This is a genomic window from Paenarthrobacter sp. CAP02 (assembly GCF_040137855.1).
GTDB lineage: Bacteria > Actinomycetota > Actinomycetes > Actinomycetales > Micrococcaceae > Arthrobacter.
Genome location: NZ_JBEEII010000007.1, coordinates 22,343 through 43,751, shown reverse-complemented (window position 1 = coordinate 43,751; position 21,409 = coordinate 22,343). Strand labels below are relative to the sequence as shown.

Sequence of the window (21,409 nt, the reverse complement as noted above, 5' to 3'; positions counted from 1 at the left end):
TCCCGGCTCTGGGTACCGGAAGGGGGCCGTTGTGGCACTCCGTGGTCTGGGATCCGCGAAGTGCCGGTCTATATCCCTGCGGGAAGGATCAGCTGAAGGTTTGCATGATCTTGATGACGGCAGGGCCCAGAAGGACTATGAACAGCACCGGGAAAATGCAGAACAGCAGTGGGAAGAGCACCTTCACTGGGAGCTTCATGGCCTTCTCTTCCGCATTCTGCCGCCGCTTGACTCGGGCTTGCTTGGCTTGTGCACGAAGGACGTTCGCGATGCCGATACCGTACTTGTCGGCTTGGATGACGGCGAGGACGAAGCTGCGAACGTCTGGTACAGCACAGCGATCAGCCAACGCCTCGTAGGCCTCACCCCGTGGTCGTCCGACCTGCATATCCTGGAGCGTCCGGACCAATTCCACGGCGAGCGGTCCTTCGCCGTGAATCGACGCCCTCTCCATGGCGGACTCGAAACCCAGCCCCGCCTCAACTGAAATGAGCATCTGATCGAGGGTGTTGGGAAATTCCAGCTTGATGGCGTCCTGTCGTTTGATCCCGATGTTGACGATCAGAAGATCCGGGAGGAAGTACAGGAGCACAGCCAGGAACATACCGAAGACCGACGCTGCACCGTTCTCACTGGCTAGAACCAACATGACGCCCGAGAGTGCGCCAATGAGGGCAAGCGATGGTTTCAAAGCAATGACCTTGCTGAGCGGCATGGAACTGGGCCGTCCAGCCAAGGCCAACCAATGGTCCAGTTTGGCTTCGTAGCTCCCGGGCATCAGCTTTTTGGCCGCTCCAAGCATGAACGGGGAGCGTTGGTTCTTGGCCCCGTCGCCGCGGCCGAACCCGGAGCCAAGGTTGGACTGGATGGACACGAGCCCTTTCCGGTCTACCGATGCCAGGGACCAGGCGAAGTACGCCAACGGCGTGACAATGAGTGCGATAAAAAGCCATGCAAGCGGAGTCATGATGGGCCTCCTAGAATTTGATCTTTATGGTGCGGCTCATCCAGAAACCACCGACGACGAACAGCAGACAGCTAAGGACAGTCATGGCTATTCCCAATGGGTGGTCTACAAAGAGACGCATATATGTCGGATTCATGACGGCTACGGCAAGCGCCACTACAACAGGCAGTGCCATGAGGATCAGGGCAGACATCTTGCCTTCTGCGCTGAGCGACCGCACGTGTCCCTTGATCTCGCTGCGTTCGCGAATTGTTCCTGACACCTGTTCAAGGACTTCTGCCAAGTCGCCACCCACTTCGCGGTTTATCTGGACGGCCTGGCCAATCCATCGAAAGTCTTCACTTTGCATTCGTGTCGCAACATCTTCGAGGGCCTGCCGGGGGTCTTTGCCTATTCTGACCTCGTTGACTACCCGCGCCAGCTCTTCGGATGTGGGCACTTGTGCTTCGCGTGCTGCCGCTTCCAACGAACGCATGATGCTGTGGCCCACACGGAGTCCGCCGATCAACATCTGAATGGTGTCCGTTAGTTGGTCCTCAAACGCGGCCCGTCGCTTCGCCGTTTTGGCGATCAGTATGAACCTGGCGCCGAAGGGGACGGCAATCGCCAGAAGGACGCCGATGATCGGGCTGATGAACAGCCATCCGAAACCTCCCAGGATCAGGAGGGCGATGCCAACCACCACCGTGACGTCAGCCGGGGTCTGTTTGACCCCCGCGTTGTACAGAACGGCCCTGTTAAAGGGCCCACCGGACTTGCCAATCGCGCCATCAACCCAGCGGACGGCCGACTCGGAAACACGTCCCACGGCTGAAGGGTCCAACGTTGTTTCGATACGCCGGCGTTCAATCGGAATAGCCGCATTCTTCGGCTTCAGGACCACAACCACAAACAGCATCAGTGAGCCTACGCACAGGCCGATTGCTGTAAAGAACACCCAAGTCTCCACGGCTACCTCCTCCCTAGGGGCAATGTCGTTACGCCGAAGGTGGATGGTGAAACCGAAATTCCCAACTCAACAAACCGGTCAAGGAACCTGGGCCGGATGCCAGTGGGAAGTGCTTTGCCCAGAAAGCGTCCCTGGGCGTCAAGGCCTGCCGAGTAGTCGAAGAGGAAAGCATCCTGCAAGGTCACAACGTCTCCTTCCATGCCCTGGACCTCGGTCACGTGAGTTACCCTGCGGCTGCCATCCCGCAGTCGAGTGACCTGAACAATAAGGTCGACTGCTGAGGAAACTTGTTCCCGGACGGCACGCAGGGGAAGGTCCATGCCGGCCATCAGTACGAGGGTCTCCAAACGGGCTATGGCGTCACGGGGGGAGTTGGCATGGACTGTGGACAACGATCCGTCGTGGCCCGTATTCATTGCCTGCAGCATGTCCAGAGATTCGCCGCCGCGCACTTCGCCAACGATGATGCGGTCGGGACGCATGCGGAGGGAGTTTCGGACGAGATCGCGGATGCTGATAGCACCCTTTCCCTCGATGTTCGGTGGACGGCTCTCCAATCGGACCACATGTTGTTGCTGCAGTTGGAGTTCTACAGCATCCTCGATAGTGACAATGCGGTCCGACTCAGGGATGAACGACGACAGGACATTCAGCAACGTCGTTTTACCTGTACCAGTGCCTCCCGAAACAATGATGTTGAGCCGTGCCTGCACGCAAGCGCTTAAAAGCTCCGCCATCTCCTGGCTTACGGAGCCCCACTCGATGAGGTTCCGTACTGTAATGGGGATATGGCTGAACTTTCGGATTGTCAGCGATGGACCGTTGACTGCCAGTGGAGGGATGATGGCGTTGACACGGGATCCGTCTTCCAACCGGGCATCGACAAGTGGCGAAGACTCGTCAATTCGACGACCCACCTTGGAGACGATCCGCTCAATGACTTTCCGAAGGTGGGCATCGGAGCTGAACTGCAGATCGGTTAGGGCCAGATGTCCATGCCGCTCCACGTAGATTTGGTCGAATCCATTCACCATCACTTCAGTAACCGATGGGTCCTCCAGCAGACGTTGAAGAGGCCCAAAGCCCATAACTTCATCAGCTATTTCGCGTATGAGGCGACGCCGTTCCTCGGGTGACAAAGGGACCTGCTCGTCGTCGATGACCGCTGAAAGCTCGTCTACAGCGAAAGAACGCAGTTCCTCTTCTGAGGACGAGGTGTCACCGGTCCTGTTCCCCATCCTTTCAAAAAGGGCCGAGGCCGCACGTTGCTTGAGGCCTGCCAAGGCATCAACAGCGGGGAGTGCCGGAGTTCCACCCAAGATAGGACCCGAAGCCAGCGTTGCTACCGTCCCCTCACCAGCCAAGGTGCTTTCGGGCGAGTGCGAATCGGTAAAGCTGGCCGCAGCAAGCGGATTATTCCTTGTCAACCTCTCGGACAGTTTCATGACACCACCACCCTGCGGTGGAGCTTGTTCTGCGGTGTCGATTCCAATCGCGGATCGAAACGCTGAACCAACTTTCGCAGCCCCTTGATCGCCGTGTCCCTTGCCGTTCCCTGAAGGACCGGTACGCCCCGATTCGTCGAGTACGGAAGGGTCCGGGACCGCGGAATCACTGTGTCAATCGGGACACCGATGGTGGCCTCAACATCCTGGACTGAAAGACCACTCTTTCTGTCTGCAAAATTCAGTACAGTGTGTCGGCCTTGCGGCAGGAGTTGTAGTTCCTTCAATACGCTGAAGCATTTTCGCAGTCCCCGAATGCTTGGCACATCCATCCCACAGACCCAGACACCGTCGGTGGCCAGTTCCAGCGTGGCGAGGCAGTGTTCGCCCAAGCCCGGTGCCGTATCCACGACGACGTACTTGAACTCCGTGGCCAACTGATTGAGGAGGCGGGTCACATGATCGGCTGTGATGTAGTCCGACTCGGAAGGCTTCTGTGGTGCGCAGAGTGCGTAGATGCCAGCCGGATGGACGGTCAGGAACGCCTTGAGGACCATGGAGTCCTGAGCGGCTGCACCGTGAACTGCCTCCGTGATGGAGTGCTCCGGTTCCAAGAGCAGGCCGGAGGCGACATCCCCGAACTGCAGGTCCAGGTCCACAATCACCACGCTCATTGGGGCCAGAGCCCCGAGTCCTATGGCCAGATTGGTGGCGACAGTTGTTTTTCCCACGCCGCCCTTGGGCGACATGACGGCTATGACCCGCCCCTTTTCTTGAGCCGGGTCCGCAGCGGGCTGCATTCCTCGCCGCCGACTGGCGGACGCCAGGCATGCACGCTCCAGGAGGATGCGAAGCTCGTTGACTTCGGCGTCCGGGGCTACGACATCCCTGACGCCAGCATGCATGGCTTTCAAGACGATGTCCGCACTCGGCTCTGCCACCATCAGCAGGCTGATTTCCGGGTACTGCAGATCGATCACTGTGGCCAGCTTGAATGCATCGTCCGGATTGACTCCTGGGCCGAGGATCATGACTTCAGGTGGTGCCCCGGTCAGGTGCTTGAAAATCCCGTCTGTGCCGGAGTGCAAGACATCGGGCGAGAGTGTTTGCAGGTCGCCGTGAAGGGCCCCAGTGATGGCCTGGCGTACGCGGGCTTCAAAGTCCCTGACGGCGGTGATGGCTACGAATCGGCTCATTGGAGCAGCCCTCCAAAGGTGGTGGTTGGGGGATCGCTCTTGGCGGTCTTCTCAGTTTGCTTCGAGAGCCATAAGGTTCCGAACTCCGCACCAAAGACCATCTTTGAAGCGTTGGCGTCGCTGAGGGCGACAGTTACATAAGCGGATCCGTTTGGCAGTGCCACCGCCTTTTCGGTGCCCGCTGACTTCTCAGCGTCGGGGGCGGCTTGTTGAACTGCAGTAACCAGGACATCGTGGTAAAGCAGCTTGGTGAAGTTCTTCCAGCCCGTCACACTTGCTGGAAGATTTGCCCCAGCCGCTACGGCGTCATCCACTTTGAAAGATGCGTATACCGTGACGGTGTCGCCGGCCTCGATACGGCCCCCGAGGATGCGCTCGGGCGAAAGGACGAAAGTGGACTCCTGCAGCCCTTCCGGGACCGGCACGGTGCCAGGTGCCAGATCCTTTGGACTCACCAGCTTCATTCCCAGGAGTTGTTCGCCGGGCTGCATGTCAGCGGCGGTGACCTTGCCTGTTTGATCGGCGAGAGCGCTTATTGACCCGGGCGCGACTGCTGATTGAGGCAAAGTTTCGGTTTTTACTTTGGACTGAAGCTCTTCCGCTTTGGTGCCGGCAGGAATGCGTTCCTTCACCACCAGGACACTTACGGGATCGAGCCCCTCTTGTGCACGTTTGTCGGCTCCCTGAACGTAGGTGACCAGCAGGACTGTGCCAATGACTGCCAGAAGCAGTGCAGCTATGCCTCCCAGTAGGCGTGTTTTCACTTTGTAGCTCCTTTCGGGTTCTTGCGTGGTTATTAGCAGGCACTCTTGGGTGCCTACTTGGTGAGCGTCACAACAGATGCTCCGTAGTTCGGAATGCCACCCGTTGCTTGAGAACCCTCGTCGAGAGATACGAAACGGGAGAAGTAGCCTTGGATGGCTCGACAATTGTTGGTGCAGCTGGGCGCCGCCGGGTCCAGCTTTTGGCCGCCGTCGAATTTGTAGCCTGTGACCTGGAATGCGGCGAAACCAACTAACGTGTACTTGGTCTTGCTGCCGTTTTGAGCAGCCGTTTTGAAGAGCGGTATCAGCGCGGGCGCGTCCATGATGTGCGCCAGGACGGAATTGCAGGTACTTCCATTCGGGAAGTGGTTTCCCGGTTGACCGATCACGACGGCGCTGATGCTGATGTCAGTCGAACACCCGGAGTTGGTCTCCAACCAGCCAAAGCCTCCTGGCTGATAGCCGTTCTGTGCAACGCAGCCCCCTACGGCCGGTGCATTCGTGTCGTACCGAAGGGTCACATGTGTAGGGATGGGGTCGCCCGAGAAGTTGCCAGTCGAATTCAGGGATGCCAGTTGTGCGGGTGAGAGGTACTTTTTGAAGACGCACTCGCTGGCGGTCCACGGGAGCGTTGTGGCGCTTGTTGGCGAACCCCATGTGGCTTCGGCCGTAGCCCCTACCTGGGCAGTTTGGACGCCCAGCGCCCGGGCAAACATTAACGAGAAACTGTTGGCACCGGTTCGGGCATCCCGGGCGTTGGTTACCACGCGGACTCTGGTAGCGGCCGGGAATGTGACAACGGCACCGCTGGAGTTGTCGTTCGCGTTGCTGTTGGCGAATTGACTCCCGGTGGCGGCGCTGCTTCCGCATGTGCCTTCCGCACAGTCCGTAGCGATAGCCAAAGCGGCAGCGTCGGCGCCGTTTTGGAGCTGGGCCTTCTCGGCATAGACCGCGCCCACATCCACAGCGAGGGCCGCGAAACCGAGCAGAACCACCATCATCAGTGCAACCAGCACGGAGACGGCACCCCGCTGATTGTCCTCGCAGGGGGGTTCACCGGCGGCAGGGGCATTTGCCGGCGAACAAGTTATCCGCCGCATCGCATGACCCCCACTCCTGTCATGGTGATCGGGAAGATGCCCGGAGCTCCAAAGAAGCCCGAGTCCAGGAAACCGGACATGGAACGAAGCGAAACACGGGTGGTCACCGTGACGTTTGAACCGGGTGCGCAGCTTGCGGCGTTGTTGGTGACAGTCACACCCAGGCCGTTGAGCCCCGGGGCCGCAGCCAGCGCCGTGCCGGTGACATTGAGGCTGCCCTCTTTGTAATGAACCGCCGCATACCGGGCACCCTCACGAGCCGCTTCGGTGAGGGACACCTGGACGTTGTAGGCACGGCCAAACTCCATGATGCCAAGAAGGATCAGCAGCAGTAGGGGCAGGACAATTGCCATTTCAACGGCAACTGCTCCTTTTTCCGTGGTTCTCGCTTTCATTGTTATTCTCCCAGAGCCAGAAAGAACGATGCCTTAAAGGGCGTTGGCCGGTCGTGATGGCATTTCAGCCTCACGACCGACCGTCCCTTGACTCGCTACGGCGCCAACGTGATGCCGTTGAAAAGGGCCAGAACCCGGCCACCAAGCAGGAACGCTGCGCCGCCGACCACCACGGCGATAGCGGCGACCATGATGCCGTATTCAACCATCGTGGCGCCCTTCTCCTCCTTGGTGAAGCGGTCCTTGACGCCGGCGATGTACGAGGTAATGGTGAACATAAGAGATGACATTGGATAATCCTTCCCAGAAAAAGTGAATGCAAAATAGGTTATAGGTCCAGCAAATTATCGGAATTTGCTTCGACTTCCGAACTACCCCCATGTTTCCTTTAGCGGTTCGGAATTCGATGTCCTAAGAATTCACCCTGGATGGCGGCGGCGACAATGCGTAGCCGTACTCGATTTCCTGGTGGGGGCTCTACTTGGCGGGGCGCGGCCGAGCTCGTAAGTACTCAGTTTTTGGGGTGCAAAGGGCTCAAACTACTTGGTTTTGCCAGTGGCCTTACTAATTGCGAAAGGGTAGTCAACCTTGATTAGTGTGTACTCAGGTAGGGCTAAACCATGACCATGGCAACGGCCAGGGCGGCGATGACCATGGCTGGCCCATGAGCAGTTTCCCTCGGCTTTTCCCCGCGTCGCAGGCGTAACATCAGCACCGTGAGCACCCCGCCCACCACGAATCCCAGCAGTCCGCCGTAGAGTACCTGGGCCCAACCCAAGTAACCCAAGTACAGGCCGAGGGGGGCCGCAAGCTTCACGTCGCCCATTCCGATGCTTCCCGGCGAAAAAAGTCCCAAAATCAGGTAGCCGGCGAACAGGACGGCGCCTCCGGCAAGGGCCCGGAGCAGCTCGTTCCACGCAGGGGTGAGTGCTGCGGCGGCCGCCAGAAGGCCCGCACCACCACCCAATAAGCTCAGGACAAGTGGGTTCGGCAACAAATGCAGCGTGAAATCAATACGGGAAAGCTGTACTCCAAAAAGCGCCAGAAAAAGGAAAGCCGGCAATTCGGCAGAGAAGCCGAACCGCCACGCGAGCAAGCCAAACAGCAAGGCGGTGACGGCCGACGTCGTGATCCGGACCCTGGGGGAGGGGAGTCCGCCAAGCCGCGGCAGCCAAGCGTGGATGAGGGACTCCGCCAGTGGGCTCAGCAGTATGCCGGACAGGGCAAGCAGGAGCGGCAAGGCAAGTCCATCGGTCACGTGTTCCCCCTCATTAACACAGGTACCCCCATGTGCGGTAACCCCATTTTGACCCGGGCGCCCCGTTGAAGGTATTGTTTAGAGTCGTTGTGCGTGTCCTATCTCGATGACACATGCCTTTTGGGGGATCCAGTTGCAGGATCGCTAACTCCTGAGGCATTTCGAGATCCTGGGATGACTGGTACATAGAGCCCTCACCTCTGCTCCGGTAGCGCATACATAGTAGGTACACGCCTTATTGCGTGTCGCCTAAAACATGAACGCCAGAACAAGAACGAGGCAAAACCGTGCGTACGTACACCCCGAAGCCCGGCGATATCAACCGCCAGTGGCACGTCATTGACGCCACCGACGTTGTCCTTGGTCGTCTTGCCAGCCAGACCGCAACACTGCTGCGCGGAAAGCACAAGCCGACCTTTGCGTCCCACATGGACATGGGCGACTTCGTCATCATCATCAACGCTGAAAAGGTTGCCCTCACCGGCGCCAAGCTGGAGCAGAAGCGCGCATACCGCCACTCCGGTTACCCGGGCGGCCTGACCTCCGTCAACTACGCCGAACTGTTGGAATCCAACCCGGTTCGCGCTGTTGAGAAGGCCATCAAGGGCATGCTCCCCAAGAACTCCCTCGCAGCTCAGCAGCTGGGCAAGCTCAAGGTCTACGCAGGCCCGGAGCACCCCCACGCTGCACAGCAGCCGAAGACTTTCGAAATCACCCAGGTCGCCCAGTAGTCCTGGCCACCAACCAACTTTTCATTACAAGGAGAACCGTGGCTCAGAACGAAGAACTGACCGCCGAAGCCGTCGAGGCCGAGGAAACCCTCACCAGCTACACCTCTGAAAGCAGCGCCGCTGCTGACGATGCTCCCAAGAAGGAGCGCCCGGCACTGACCGTTGCCGGCGCAGCTGTTGGCCGCCGCAAGGAAGCCGTTGCACGCGTTCGCGTCGTACCGGGCTCCGGCAAGTGGACCATCAACGGCCGCACGCTGGAAAACTACTTCCCGAACAAGCTGCACCAGCAGGACGTCAACGAACCCTTCAAGATCCTTGACCTTGAAGGCGCCTACGACGTCATCGCCCGTATCCACGGCGGTGGCATCTCCGGCCAGGCCGGTGCACTGCGCCTCGGTGTTGCTCGCTCGTTGAACGAGATCGACGTCGACAACAACCGCGCAACCCTCAAGAAGGCCGGTTACTTGAGCCGTGACGCCCGCGTCATCGAGCGCAAGAAGGCTGGTCTCAAGAAGGCACGTAAGGCTCAGCAGTACTCCAAGCGTTAATTCGCTGCACGAAAGCCCGTTCCGCCACTGTGGCGGGGCGGGCTTTCGCCGTTTAAGGCGGCCCACGGGCGCCTGGATTCGGGTTCCAGTGTGACTCTCCGATGCGTCCCTGAACTGATGGCGTCCCGTCGTCGTCTAAACTTGAGCCGATGTCTAGATTATTTGGAACAGATGGCGTGCGCGGTCTCGCGAACGGATTGCTTACTGCTGAGCTGGCTATGCAGCTTGCCCAGGCCGCCGCCGTCGTACTCGGCCATGACCGCGCAACCAACGGCAAGCGGCCCCGCGCCGTCGTCGCCAGGGACCCCAGGGCGAGCGGTGAGTTCCTCGCCGCGGCCGTCGAAGCAGGGCTTTCCAGCTCCGGCATCGACGTCTACGACGCCGGTGTCCTGCCGACCCCCGCCGCCGCTTACCTGGTTGCAGACCTGGACGCTGACTTTGGGGTCATGCTCTCGGCCTCCCACAATCCCGCGCCCGACAACGGGATCAAGTTCTTCGCCCGTGGCGGCCAGAAGCTCCCCGACGACGTCGAGGACGCCATCGAGGCCCAGCTAGGTCAGGAGCCGCAGCGCCCGGTAGGTGCCGACGTCGGACGCATCCAGCGTTTCTCCGACGCCGAAGACCGTTACATCGTCCACCTCCTTGGAACCTTGCCCAAGCGCCTTGACGGCTTGAAGGTCGTTCTCGACTGCGCCCACGGTGCAGCCAGCGGGTGCTCACCGCAGGTGTTCAAGGACGCTGGTGCTGATGTTGTGGTGATTGGTGCTGAGCCGGACGGCCTGAATATCAACGAGGGCGTCGGATCCACTCACCTGGGCCCGCTGAAGGAAGCTGTTGTAAAGCACGGGGCTGACCTCGGCATTGCGCACGACGGCGACGCCGACCGCTGCCTGGCAGTGGACCACGAAGGCAACGAGGTGGACGGTGACCAGATCATGGCGATCCTGGCCCTCGCCCTCAAGGACTCAGGGAAGCTCAAGGACAACGTCCTGGTAGCCACAGTCATGAGCAACCTTGGCCTCAAAATCGCCCTCCGCGAAGCCGGAATCACCATCCTCGAAACGGCAGTGGGCGACCGCTACGTGCTTGAAGGAATGCGCGACGGCGGCTACAACCTCGGTGGCGAGCAGTCCGGCCACGTGATCTTCTCCGATTACGCAACTACGGGCGACGGTGTCCTGACCGGCCTCCAGCTTGCAGCGCAGGTGGCACTGACCGGTCGCAGCCTCAAGGAACTGGCCACCGCGATGACCAAGCTCCCGCAGCTCATGATCAACGTCAAGGGCGTGGACAAGGCCCGTGCAGGTACCGATGAAGGCGTTGCTGCTGCGGTTGCCGCTGCGGAACTCGCATTGGGTGAAACCGGCCGCGTGTTGCTTCGCCCGTCCGGTACCGAAGCCCTGGTGCGCGTCATGGTGGAGGCCGCCGACATGGAAACTGCTGAGCGGATCTGTACGGGTCTTGCAGCTGTTGTCCGCGAACGATTGGGCGCTTCCAGCGAATTGGCTGTCTAAGAAACGAAATGGCCCGCTCCCTGATTCATCGGGGAGCGGGCCATTCTTCTTTAAAACACAAACACTCAGAGGTAGTCCGGCGCCGCTTCGAGCCCGAAGTACTCCTCCAAGGTGGCGATACCGCGTGCCTCCATACCCGTTGCCGCTTCCACGCCGACGTAACGCAGGTGCCAGGACTCGTAGAAATAGCCGGTGGTTTCGTGGAACATCCACGGGTACCTGACCACGAAGCCGAATTTGCTTGCGTTGGCTTTGGCCCACACGGCGGCGGGCTGTTCAGCGAAACACGGCTGGAAGCTGCAGGCGCCCCCACCGTCGCCGATGTCGAAGGCCCAGCCTGTTTGGTGTTCGGAGTGTCCGGGGCGGGCGGATGCGCGGTCGGCGGCTGCTTGCCCCGTGCTGGCGACATAGCCGTTGTAGGTGGCTACTTGGGTGGTATAGGAGCGGTATCCCGATGCCAACGTCATGATGACGCCCTCCGCGGCTGCGGCGCCGAACATCTTCTCTGCGGCAGCCGCCGTCGTGCTGTTGACCAATGACGCTTCGCCGCTGACGGCGAGCCGGATGTTGGGTTGCACGAGATCCGCGGGCACGAAGTTCTGCGGGTTCAGCGGCCGGTGCTTGTTCACCACCACCCAGGGGCTGGTGGGGTCGGTGAGGGAGAATCGTGGGGCGGCAGCGCTCGACGGCGTGGCGCTGGGTAGCGGAGTTGCCGCGACGTCGGTGGGGGCGACGGCAGGCGACGCGGACGTGGCCGTCACGGTGGGGCTCGGAGATCCAGTGGAGGCATCGGCCACGGCGGTGGGGGGTGTAGCGTTATCCGGCGTGCAGGCTGACAGTGCGAGCATCCCGGCGCCGGCCGTTAGCAGGCCTGTGAAGGCCCTGCGGCTTGGTTGTGGGGTAGCCAACGGCTTAGACCTTCCGGAGGAGCATACGGCGGATTGAGTGGTCTGCATCCTTGGTGAGCACCAGTTGGGCCCGTCCACGGGTAGGCAGCACGTTCTCCTCAAGGTTCGGCTCGTTGATTCGCTTCCAGATGCCGCGGGCCGTCGATTCGGCGTCGTCGTCGGAGAGCGTGGCGTAACGGTGGAAATAGGATTCGGGCTGCGCGAAAGCCGTACTGCGGAGCTTGCGGAAACGGTCCACGTACCATTCCTCGATGTATGAGGTTTTGGCGTCCACATAGATGGAGAAGTCGAAGAAATCGCTGACGGCCAATCCCTGTTTGCCGTCCATGCGGGGGCGCGCCGGTGCAAGGACGTTCAGGCCTTCGACGATCAGGACATCGGGACGCCGGACCACGACTTCCTTACCGGGCACGATGTCGTACGTGACGTGCGAGTACCAGGGCGCGCGGACTTCCTCCGCACCTCCCTTGACCTCCGAAACGAAGCGGAGGAGCCCGCGGCGGTCGTAGGACTCGGGGAAACCCTTGCGTTCGAGCAGGTGGCGCCGTTTTAGCTCAGCCAGGGGGTAGAGGAAGCCGTCAGTGGTGATGAGTTCCACATTGGGCGTACCGGGCCAGCGCCTGAGCATTTCCCGGAGCACGCGGGCGATGGTCGACTTGCCTACGGCAACGGAACCTGCGACGCCGATGACGAAGGGAGTGCGCTGTGTCTGCTCGCCCAGGAACGTGGTGGTGGCGGCGTGGAGTTGGTGGGAGGCCTGCACGTACAGGTGGAGGAGCCGCGAAAGGGGGAGGTAAACCTCCCGGACTTCCTTCATGTCGAGGGGGTCGCCGAGGCCCCGGAGACGGAATATGTCCTCTTCGTTGAGGGGCTGCTCCATCTGTGCTGCAAGCCTGGACCAGGTCTGGCGGTCCAGCTCAACAAACGGGGAAGCGCCGTCGCCATTAGCTTCGGTGCGTTGCAAAGTCACGCTCATGATTCTGCCCTCCGCGGGGCGGATCAGGAAATGCGCGACGACGGTAGGGTGAATTGCGAGTGACTTGGCTCTCGTCATATAGCCTAAGAGCTGGGACGTCCCACATCAGTTGTTTGCATGAGCCGCTAAGCTTGAGCCCATGTGTGGAATCGTAGGCTATGTTGGCAATTCGTCCCGTAAGGCAGCTGGTCACAGCGCCCTGGACGTCGTTGTGGAGGGGCTGCGTCGTCTTGAGTACCGCGGCTATGACTCCGCCGGCGTCGCAGTGGTGGCTGACGGCACCATCTCGTCCCGTAAGAAGTCCGGAAAACTGAGCAACCTGATTGGCGAGCTCGAAGCAAACCCCATCCCGGAGTCCCTGACCGGCATCGGTCACACCCGCTGGGCGACGCACGGCGGACCAACCGACCGTAACGCGCACCCGCACCTCTCCGACGGCGGCCGCTTGGCCGTGATTCACAACGGCATCATTGAAAACTTCGCCGAGCTCAAGCAGGAGCTCCTCGGCAAGGGCGTCACCTTCGAATCGGAAACCGACACCGAAGTAGCGGCTGCGCTCATCGGCGACATCTTCCGTACCCAACTCAACGACGGCGGCAGCCTCACCGAGGCCATGCGCCTCGCCTGCCAGCGCCTTGAGGGTGCCTTCACCCTCCTGGCCGTCCACGCGGACCAGCCCGACGTCGTCGTGGCCGCCCGCCGCAACTCCCCGCTGGTCGTAGGCCTGGGCGAGGGGGAGAACTTCCTCGGCTCCGACGTTTCCGGCTTCATCGACTACACCCGCCGTGCCGTGGAACTGGGCCAGGACCAGATCGTCACCATCTCGGCTGATTCGGTGGAGATTACCGACTTCTTCGGCGCGCCGGCCGAAGGCAAGGAATACCACGTTGACTGGGACCCGGCATCGGCAGAAAAGGGTGGGTTCAACTCCTTCATGGAGAAGGAAATCCACGACCAGCCTGACGCCGTAGCGCAGACCCTCCTAGGACGTTCGGACCTTGACGGCAAGCTGACCCTGGATGAGCTCCGCATCGACCCGGAGCTGCTTAAGCAGGTCAACAAGATCATCGTCCTCGCTTGCGGCACCGCGGCCTACGCCGGCCTGGTTGCCAAGTACGCGATCGAGAACTGGTGCCGCATCCCCACGGAAGTGGAGCTCGCACACGAGTTCCGTTACCGCGACCCGATCGTCGATTCCAACACGCTGGTGGTCTCCATCAGCCAGTCCGGCGAAACCATGGATACGCTGATGGCCGTCCGCTACGCCCGCGAACAGGGCGCAAAGACCATTTCCATCTGCAACACCAACGGTTCCACCATCCCGCGTGAATCCGACGCCGTGCTCTACACGCACGCAGGCCCGGAGATCGCCGTCGCGTCCACCAAGGCGTTCCTGGCGCAGATCACTGCCGCTTACCTGTTGGGCCTGTACCTGGCCCAGCTGCGCGGCAACATCTTCTCCGGCCAGATCAAGGACGTCCTCGCGGACCTGTCCAAGATCCCGGCCAAGATCCAGCACATCCTGGACAACGCAGGCCCCCTCCGCGAGCTCGCCCGCAGCATGAAGGACGAAAAGTCCGTCTTGTTCCTGGGCCGCCACGTCGGCTACCCGGTAGCCCTCGAAGGTGCTTTGAAGCTCAAGGAAATTGCGTACATCCACGCAGAAGGCTTCGCAGCCGGCGAGCTCAAGCACGGCCCGATCGCCCTGATCGACGACGGCCAGCCCGTCTTCGTCGTGGTGCCTTCCCCGCGTGGCCGAGACTCCCTGCACTCCAAGGTCGTCAGCAACATCCAGGAAGTCCGCGCACGTGGCGCCCGCACCCTGGTGATTGCCGAGGAAGGCGACGAGTCGGTCAAGGACTACGCAGAGCAGGTGTTCTACGTTCCTGAGACGCCCACCCTGTTGATGCCGCTGCTCACCACGGTTCCGCTGCAGATCTTTGCCGCTGAACTTGCCGGTGCCAAGGGTTACGACGTCGACCAGCCGCGTAACCTCGCCAAGAGCGTGACCGTAGAATAACGGCATGATTGTTGGCATTGGCGTAGACGTCGTAGACATCGAACGGTTCGGCAAGCAGCTGGAGCGGACCCCCGGCCTCCGGGACCGGTTGTTTGTTCCCGCGGAACGCGAGCTCAACACCCGCTCTTTGGCTGCCCGGTTCGCGGCCAAGGAAGCCGTGGCCAAGGTGCTCGGCGCGCCTGCGGGAATGAACTGGCAGGACTGCTGGATCGGGCTGGACGAAAACGGGCCTACCGTTCAGGTCAAGGGCACGGTACTTGCCGTGGCTGAGGCCAAAGGCGTCAAGCGCTGGCACTTGTCCATCAGCCACGACGGCGGCATCGCTACGGCCACCGTTATTGCCGAGGGCTAGGGCAGGCATAACAGAACAATGATCAGCGCCTTCACCGGACAACAGATCAGGGATGCGGAACAACCGCTCCTGGACTCCGGTGAGGGCGCTGTTCTTATGCAGCGGGCAGCCTACGGGCTGGCGCAAGAGGTAGTCCGGCAGGTCAAAAGGAAACGCAAGCTGAGCGGCGCCAGCGTCACGGTCCTTGCAGGCAAGGGAAACAACGGTGGAGACGGTCTTTTCGCCGCAGCCTTCCTTGCCGGTCGCGGAATGCGCACGACGGCGGTCCTCGCCGCCCCGGAAGTCCATCCCGGGGCACTGGCTGCTTTTACCGCCGCCGGTGGTCGGACCCTGCGCCTGGAGCCCGGGAACGCCGAGGAACTCGCCGTCATGTGCGCCGGCGACGATGCAGTCATCGATGCCCTGCTTGGTACGGGGGCCCGTGGAGGCTTGCGTGGGGCTGCAGCCGAGCTGGTTGCTGCCTTGCAGGAACTGCGCCCCTCCCTGGTAGTAGCCTGCGACCTTCCCAGTGGACTGGACGCAGCTACAGGGGAAGTCCACTGGCCCGTGCTGGATGCGGACGTGACGGTCACTTTCGGCGGCATCAAGGCCGGCCTGATGACTGACCCGGGGGAGGGCTGTGCGGGTCGGGTTGAACTGGTGCCAATCGGCATCGAATCCGGGCTTGGTTCCGTGAGCCCGGAGCTGCGACGCCTCACTGCCGGCGACCTCGGACGCCTGCTTCCGACACCGGATCGCCGCGCGCACAAGTACTCACGTGGTGTCCTTGGGGTGGTGGCAGGGTCTGCCCGGTTCGCTGGTGCCGCCGTCCTGAGTGTCCACGCTGCAGCACTTTCCGGTGTGGGCATGGTGCGCTACCTGGGCCCGGACACCGCAGCGAAGGCTGTGCTGGCCCTGACCCCTGAGGCCTTGTGGGAGTCCGGCGATCCTGGTCGCGTCCAGGCCTGGGTGCTGGGGCCAGGGGTGGATGGGGATGAACAACTGCGGCGCGCCGGGGACGCGGCGAAGAAAGCCATGGAAGCCGGATTGCCCGTGGTGGTTGATGCCGGAGCGCTGGGCGTCCTGCCGGACCGTTGTCCGCCACATTGGATCCTGACACCGCACGCGGGGGAGCTGGCCTCCCTGCTCGATTCACTTCCGGCCATGGGTGAGATCGCAGTGACCCGCGACGACGTGGAAGCCCGCCCACTGCATTTCGGACGGCTGGCCGCCGAACTGACCGGCGCCACGGTGCTGCTGAAGGGTGCCACCACACTGGTGGCCACGCCGTCGGGCGTTGTTTTCAGTCAATCGGAGGGCGCGGCGCGGATGGCCACCGCGGGGAGCGGTGATGTCCTGGCCGGCGTTTTGGGTGCCTTGGTGGCGCAGTCCGCCGAAGAGATCAGGGACGACGACGGCGCATATGCCGCCTTGGGCCTGGACCAAGCCGACCGCTGGGCTGCTGTGGCGGCCGTGGCGGCGAGCATCCATGGCAGGGCAGGAGCCAACGCATCTGCCATTTTTGACGGTGGACCCATTACAGCCTCAGCGATCATGAACGCCGTTCCAGCCGTCATTGGTTCGCTCAGCGCGGAATACGACCACACAAGACCCTAAGGTTACTGTCGTTGTCGGGGTTCTCTGTAGTCTTGCAACAGTTGTTCGCATCATCAAGAGGAGAACGCATGGAAGTCTGGCCCGGATCGGCTTATCCGCTGGGTGCCACCTTTGACGGCACCGGCACCAACTTCGCGCTGTTTAGCGAGAAGGCCGAAAAAGTGGAGTTGTGCCTCTTCGACGACGACGGCGGGGAAGTCCGCGTAGATGTCACCGAGGTTGATGGTTATGTATGGCACTGTTACCTGCCGCAGGTTCAACCCGGGCAGAAGTACGGATACCGCGTGCACGGGCCCTACGACCCCGACGCCGGTAACCGATTCAACCCCAACAAGTTGCTCCTTGATCCCTACGCCAAGGCTGTCCACCGGCAGATCGATTGGGACCCATCATTGTTTTCCTACAACATGGGTGACCCGGAGTCCCGGAATGACGAGGACTCCGCCGCGCACATGATGCTCGGTGTGGTGATCAACCCGTTCTTCGACTGGGACGGCGACAAGCTCCCGCGGATCCCGTACCACAAGTCCGTCATTTATGAGGCACACGTCAAGGGCCTGACCCAGACCCATCCGGAGGTGCCCGAGGAGCAACGCGGCACGTATGCGGGCGTTGCCCACCCCGCCGTGATTTCACACCTGCAGAAGCTCGGCATCACAGCGATCGAGCTCATGCCCGTGCACCAGTTCGTCAATGACGGCATCCTGCAGGACAAAGGCCTGAGCAACTACTGGGGCTACAACACCATCGGGTTCTTCGCGCCCCACAACAGCTACAGCTCCAAGGGCGATACCGGGCAGCAGGTCCAGGACTTCAAAGCCATGGTCCGCGCACTGCACAGCGCCGGCATCGAAGTGATTCTTGACGTCGTGTACAACCACACGGCCGAAGGCAACCACTTGGGACCCACCCTCTCCTTCAAGGGCATCGACAACTCCGCGTACTACCGGCTGGTGGAGGACGACCAGAAGTACTACATGGACTACACGGGCACCGGAAACTCGCTCAACGTTCGCAGCCCGCACTCCCTCCAGTTGTTGATGGACTCACTCCGCTACTGGGTCACCGAAATGCACGTTGATGGCTTCCGCTTCGACCTCGCGTCCACCCTGGCACGCGAGTTCTACGATGTAGACAAGCTCTCCACGTTCTTCGAACTCATTCAGCAGGACCCGGTTGTTTCCCAGGTGAAGCTCATTGCCGAGCCTTGGGATGTTGGCCCGGGCGGCTACCAGGTGGGTAACTTCCCGCCTCAGTGGACCGAATGGAACGGCAAGTACCGCGATACCGTCCGCGATTTCTGGCGGGGCGAGCCCTCAACCCTGGGCGAGTTTGCTTCCCGCCTCACGGGATCGGCAGACCTTTACGAGCACTCCGGACGCCGGCCCTACGCCTCGATCAACTTCGTCACGGCACACGATGGCTTCACGTTGATGGACCTTGTGTCCTACAACGAGAAGCACAACGAGGCCAACGGCGAGGACAACAACGACGGCGAATCCCACAACCGCTCATGGAACTGCGGCGAGGAAGGGCCCACGGAAGATCCCACAGTGCTTGCGCTGCGGGCACGCCAGCAGCGCAACTTCATTGCATCCCTGTTCCTCTCACAGGGTGTACCGATGCTGCTCCACGGCGATGAGCTTGGGCGGACGCAGAACGGCAACAACAACGGGTACTGCCAGGACTCCGAGCTCACGTGGATCAACTGGGACAACGTGGACCAGCCGCTGATCGAATTCACGGCGGCGGTGAGTGCCCTGCGCGCCAAACACCCCAGCCTGCGCCGCAGCCGCTTCTTCGACGGACGCCCGGTCCTCCGTGGCGAAGGTGAGCGGCTACCGGATATCGTATGGCTGGATGCTGACGGCACCACCATGAGCCCGTCCGACTGGGACGAAGCCTTCGGCCGCTCCGTGGGCGTGTTCCTCAACGGAGACGGTATCAATGGCCGCGACACCCAGGGCCGGCGCATCACTGACGTCAACTTCCTGCTCTACTTCAACGCCGACCAGGAAGACGTGGACTTCCAGATCCCCTCCGATGAGTACGCACCTGCTTGGGACGTCATGATTGACACTGCAGGGCAGGGCGCCGAAGCCGGCGTCATCAAGCCCGAGCAGCACCTGAAGGTCAGCGGCAAGTCCCTAGTGGTCCTCCGCGCCCACAGCACGCCCGAGGTTGAGCCCGATCATTCCGTGGCTGCTTCCCTGGCCGCGCTGACCCAGACCAGCACACCGGAAACGGCGTCCATCACTGCTCCTGCAGTAACGTCCTTGCCTTTCGACTACAAGGGGGAGGGACCCGGCACACCGGAGAGCGGACAGGGCGCTGACGCTGAGGCTGAGCCGGCTTCAGAGGAGGACCAGGCGTGAAGACTCCCATCTCCACGTATCGGCTGCAAATCCGTCCAGGCTTCACCCTCCAGGATGCAGCCGGCCTTACCGGTTATCTGCGCTCTTTGGGAGTCGACTGGGTCTACGTCTCGCCGATCCTGACAGCCGAAGAGGGTTCCGACCACGGGTACGACGTCACCGATCCGTCAAGCGTGGATGCCTCCCGCGGCGGCCCTGAGGGGCTCGACGCACTGGCCCGGTCAGCCCGCGAACAGGGCCTTGGCATCCTGGCTGACATCGTGCCAAACCACATGGGAGTAGCTTCACCCAAGCAAAACTCCTGGTGGTGGCAGCTCCTGAAGGAGGGTCAGGGTTCCAAGTACGCCGAAGCCTTCGACGTCGACTGGGACTTTGGCGGCGGCAAGATCCGTATTCCCGTGTTGGGCAGCGATGACGACCTCGACGAACTCAGGGTCGTTGACGGTGAACTGCGTTACTACGATCATGCCTTTCCGCTGGCAGAGGAAACTTACGCCGAAGGTGACAGTCCGAAAGATGTGCATGCCCGGCAGCACTACGAGCTGGTCGGCTGGCGGCGTGCCGATGCCGAGCTGAACTACCGGCGATTCTTCGCGGTCAACACGTTGGCTGGCGTGCGGGTCGAAATCCCTTGGGTTTTCGATGAAGCGCACCAGGAAATTGTCCGTTGGTTCCGTGAGGGCCTGGTTGACGGGTTGAGGATTGACCACCCCGATGGCTTGGCTGATCCGGAGGGCTACCTGGCCAGGCTGCGGGAAGCTACCGGCGGGGCATACCTGCTGGTGGAAAAAATCCTTGAACCGGGCGAACAGCTTCCGGAGACCTTCGACTGTGAAGGCACCACAGGCTATGACGCACTGGCTGATGTGGACCGTCTCTTCGTGGACCCTACGGCCGAGGAGTACCTTGACTCCCTCGACGCCCGGCTTCGTGGAACGGATGCGCCAGCTGATTACCACGCCATGATCCGTGGGACCAAGCGACGCATTGCCGATGGGATCCTGCGCTCCGAGATACTGCGGCTGGCGCGTTTGATTCCAGAATCCCTGGAACTTCCCCATGGGAAAGTCGCGGATGCCCTCGCTGAGGTTATTTGCTGCTTCCCGATCTACAGGACTTACCTGCCCTACGGTGCCAAGGTCCTGAGCCAGTCCATAGAAGAAGCAGCACGGCATCGTCCGGACCTTGACACCGTACTGCGTCGCTTGGAGCCACTGCTACTTGATGAATCCGGCCCGCTGGCCCGGCGTTTCCAGCAGACCTCCGGGATGGTCATGGCCAAGGGCGTGGAAGACACTGCGTTCTTCCGCTACACCCGGCTGGGGACGCTCACGGAAGTGGGAGCCGACCCTACCGAGTTCTCAATCCCCGCAGGGGTTTTCCACGAGCGCATGGCACGTCGTCAACAGCTCCTGCCGTTGTCGATGACCACGCTGAGCACGCACGACACCAAACGGAGCGAGGACGCCCGCGCCCGGATTTCGGTTATTTCGGAGGCTGTTCCGGAGTGGGAGTTGTTCCTGGGAACGGTTCAGCAACTCGCTCCGATTCCGGACGGCCCCCTCGCAGCGTTGCTATGGCAGTCAATCGTCGGGGCCTGGCCGGCTGACCGTGAACGCCTGCAGTCCTACGCCCTGAAAGCGGCGCGGGAAGCAGGAAACTCGACCAACTGGACCGATCCAAATGCCGAGTTCGAACGACACCTGGCTGCCGCCGTCGACGCCGCTTTTGATGTCCCCGAAGTTGCGGCCGCGCTGGACAACTTCGTGGCCGAGCTTGAACCCTTCGGGACGTCGAACTCGCTGTCGGCGAAGCTGATCCAGCTGACCATGCCCGGCGTCCCGGACGTCTACCAGGGCACGGAATTCCGGGATGGTTCGCTGACCGACCCGGACAACAGGCGGCCAGTGGACTTCCAGGCCCGCATCGCGGCACTCGCCGAGCTGGACGCCGGTGCCAAGCCGGCGTTCACGGAGGAATCGGCCAAGCTGCTGGTGCTCTCCCGCGCCCTAAGGCTGCGCCGCGATCAGCCGGAGCTGTTCGCCGGCTACCTGCCGGTGGCAGCACGGGGACCGGCAGCTGGCCATGTGGTGGCCTTCGACAGGGGAGCGGAGAAGCGGGGAGCCCTCACGGTTGCCACGCGGCTGCCCAGACGGCTCGAACGTGATGGCGGGTGGCGGGACACCGTCATCGACCTCACGGTGGACAGCACCGACCAACTGACTGGTGCGTCCTACCGTGCCGGGGCTGTGCCGGTTGCCCGGCTGCTGGAGCGTTACCCCGTGGCACTGCTGGTGCCTGCCACCTGATTCCGG

The 21,409-nt window shown here is 61.6% G+C and carries 19 protein-coding genes; 8 read left to right on the top strand and 11 right to left on the bottom strand.

Annotated features, from left to right (window positions below):
• Nucleotides 1–88: 88 nt before the first annotated feature.
• The 9 genes from ABHM97_RS13365 to ABHM97_RS13325 form a co-directional block, all read right to left on the bottom strand.
• Entirely contained in the window at nucleotides 89–967 is an 879-nt protein-coding gene (locus tag ABHM97_RS13365; protein WP_349471127.1) for a type II secretion system F family protein, read from the bottom strand.
• A gap of 10 nt (nucleotides 968–977) precedes the next feature.
• Nucleotides 978–1,916, bottom strand: a complete 939-nt coding sequence (locus ABHM97_RS13360) for a type II secretion system F family protein (protein ID WP_257371265.1) — start codon at nucleotides 1,914–1,916, stop codon at nucleotides 978–980.
• A gap of 2 nt (nucleotides 1,917–1,918) precedes the next feature.
• Complete coding sequence (locus ABHM97_RS13355; protein WP_349471126.1) at nucleotides 1,919–3,361, bottom strand: TadA family conjugal transfer-associated ATPase; 1,443 nt, start codon at nucleotides 3,359–3,361, stop codon at nucleotides 1,919–1,921.
• The gene (locus tag ABHM97_RS13350; RefSeq protein ID WP_349471125.1) at nucleotides 3,358–4,557 is read right to left on the bottom strand and encodes a CpaE/TadZ family protein; all 1,200 of its coding nucleotides are present in this window, start codon (nucleotides 4,555–4,557) and stop codon (nucleotides 3,358–3,360) included. Before ABHM97_RS13350 ends, ABHM97_RS13355 begins: the two co-directional genes overlap by 4 nt.
• Nucleotides 4,554–5,321 (bottom strand): Flp pilus assembly protein CpaB, encoded by a 768-nt coding sequence (cpaB, locus tag ABHM97_RS13345; protein ID WP_349471124.1) that lies wholly within the window; start codon nucleotides 5,319–5,321, stop codon nucleotides 4,554–4,556. The genes ABHM97_RS13350 and cpaB overlap by 4 nt, the downstream gene beginning before the upstream one ends.
• 53 nt (nucleotides 5,322–5,374) lie before the next feature.
• A complete protein-coding gene (locus ABHM97_RS13340; RefSeq protein ID WP_349471123.1) occupies nucleotides 5,375–6,337 on the bottom strand; it encodes a pilus assembly protein TadG-related protein in 963 nt (320 codons plus the stop codon).
• A 71-nt stretch (nucleotides 6,338–6,408) separates the two neighbouring features.
• Nucleotides 6,409–6,816: a TadE/TadG family type IV pilus assembly protein gene (locus tag ABHM97_RS13335; RefSeq protein ID WP_257371257.1), complete on the bottom strand. Its 408-nt coding sequence runs from the start codon at nucleotides 6,814–6,816 to the stop codon at nucleotides 6,409–6,411.
• A 95-nt stretch (nucleotides 6,817–6,911) separates the two neighbouring features.
• Complete coding sequence (locus tag ABHM97_RS13330; RefSeq protein ID WP_349471122.1) at nucleotides 6,912–7,106, bottom strand: Flp family type IVb pilin; 195 nt, start codon at nucleotides 7,104–7,106, stop codon at nucleotides 6,912–6,914.
• A gap of 323 nt (nucleotides 7,107–7,429) precedes the next feature.
• Nucleotides 7,430–8,074, bottom strand: coding sequence for a prepilin peptidase (locus tag ABHM97_RS13325; RefSeq protein ID WP_349471121.1), 645 nt, complete (start codon nucleotides 8,072–8,074; stop codon nucleotides 7,430–7,432).
• 287 nt (nucleotides 8,075–8,361) lie between these two features.
• Between ABHM97_RS13325 and rplM the strand changes: the two genes are divergently transcribed.
• The 3 genes from rplM to glmM all read left to right on the top strand — a co-directional run bounded on the left by rplM (nucleotide 8,362) and on the right by glmM (nucleotide 10,867).
• Complete coding sequence (rplM, locus tag ABHM97_RS13320; RefSeq protein ID WP_011775554.1) at nucleotides 8,362–8,805, top strand: 50S ribosomal protein L13; 444 nt, start codon at nucleotides 8,362–8,364, stop codon at nucleotides 8,803–8,805.
• A 38-nt stretch (nucleotides 8,806–8,843) separates the two neighbouring features.
• Nucleotides 8,844–9,353: a 30S ribosomal protein S9 gene (gene rpsI, locus ABHM97_RS13315; protein WP_235517104.1), complete on the top strand. Its 510-nt coding sequence runs from the start codon at nucleotides 8,844–8,846 to the stop codon at nucleotides 9,351–9,353.
• A gap of 149 nt (nucleotides 9,354–9,502) precedes the next feature.
• Complete coding sequence (gene glmM, locus ABHM97_RS13310; protein ID WP_257371251.1) at nucleotides 9,503–10,867, top strand: phosphoglucosamine mutase; 1,365 nt, start codon at nucleotides 9,503–9,505, stop codon at nucleotides 10,865–10,867.
• A gap of 65 nt (nucleotides 10,868–10,932) precedes the next feature.
• On the opposite strand, the gene ABHM97_RS13305 is transcribed toward glmM, so the two are convergent.
• Both ABHM97_RS13305 and coaA read right to left on the bottom strand, forming a co-directional pair.
• Nucleotides 10,933–11,715 (bottom strand): M15 family metallopeptidase, encoded by a 783-nt coding sequence (locus tag ABHM97_RS13305; protein ID WP_349471231.1) that lies wholly within the window; start codon nucleotides 11,713–11,715, stop codon nucleotides 10,933–10,935.
• A gap of 64 nt (nucleotides 11,716–11,779) precedes the next feature.
• Nucleotides 11,780–12,751, bottom strand: a complete 972-nt coding sequence (gene coaA / locus ABHM97_RS13300) for a type I pantothenate kinase (protein WP_211711187.1) — start codon at nucleotides 12,749–12,751, stop codon at nucleotides 11,780–11,782.
• Nucleotides 12,752–12,890: 139 nt separating this feature from the next.
• Between coaA and glmS the strand changes: the two genes are divergently transcribed.
• The 5 genes from glmS (at nucleotide 12,891) to treY (ending at nucleotide 21,403) form a co-directional block, all read left to right on the top strand.
• A complete protein-coding gene (gene glmS / locus ABHM97_RS13295) occupies nucleotides 12,891–14,771 on the top strand; it encodes a glutamine--fructose-6-phosphate transaminase (isomerizing) (protein WP_235517101.1) in 1,881 nt (626 codons plus the stop codon).
• A 4-nt stretch (nucleotides 14,772–14,775) separates the two neighbouring features.
• On the top strand, nucleotides 14,776–15,123 hold the full coding sequence (locus tag ABHM97_RS13290; RefSeq protein ID WP_235517100.1) for a holo-ACP synthase: 348 nt from the start codon (nucleotides 14,776–14,778) through the stop codon (nucleotides 15,121–15,123).
• 18 nt (nucleotides 15,124–15,141) lie between these two features.
• The gene (locus ABHM97_RS13285) at nucleotides 15,142–16,719 is read left to right on the top strand and encodes an NAD(P)H-hydrate epimerase (RefSeq protein ID WP_349471120.1); all 1,578 of its coding nucleotides are present in this window, start codon (nucleotides 15,142–15,144) and stop codon (nucleotides 16,717–16,719) included.
• A 68-nt stretch (nucleotides 16,720–16,787) separates the two neighbouring features.
• Nucleotides 16,788–19,094 carry a glycogen debranching protein GlgX gene (glgX, locus tag ABHM97_RS13280; protein WP_349471119.1) on the top strand — a complete coding sequence of 769 codons (2,307 nt, stop codon included), beginning with the start codon at nucleotides 16,788–16,790 and terminating at the stop codon, nucleotides 19,092–19,094.
• On the top strand, nucleotides 19,091–21,403 hold the full coding sequence (gene treY / locus ABHM97_RS13275; RefSeq protein WP_349471117.1) for a malto-oligosyltrehalose synthase: 2,313 nt from the start codon (nucleotides 19,091–19,093) through the stop codon (nucleotides 21,401–21,403). The genes glgX and treY overlap by 4 nt, the downstream gene beginning before the upstream one ends.
• The last annotated feature ends 6 nt before the right edge of the window (nucleotides 21,404–21,409 follow it).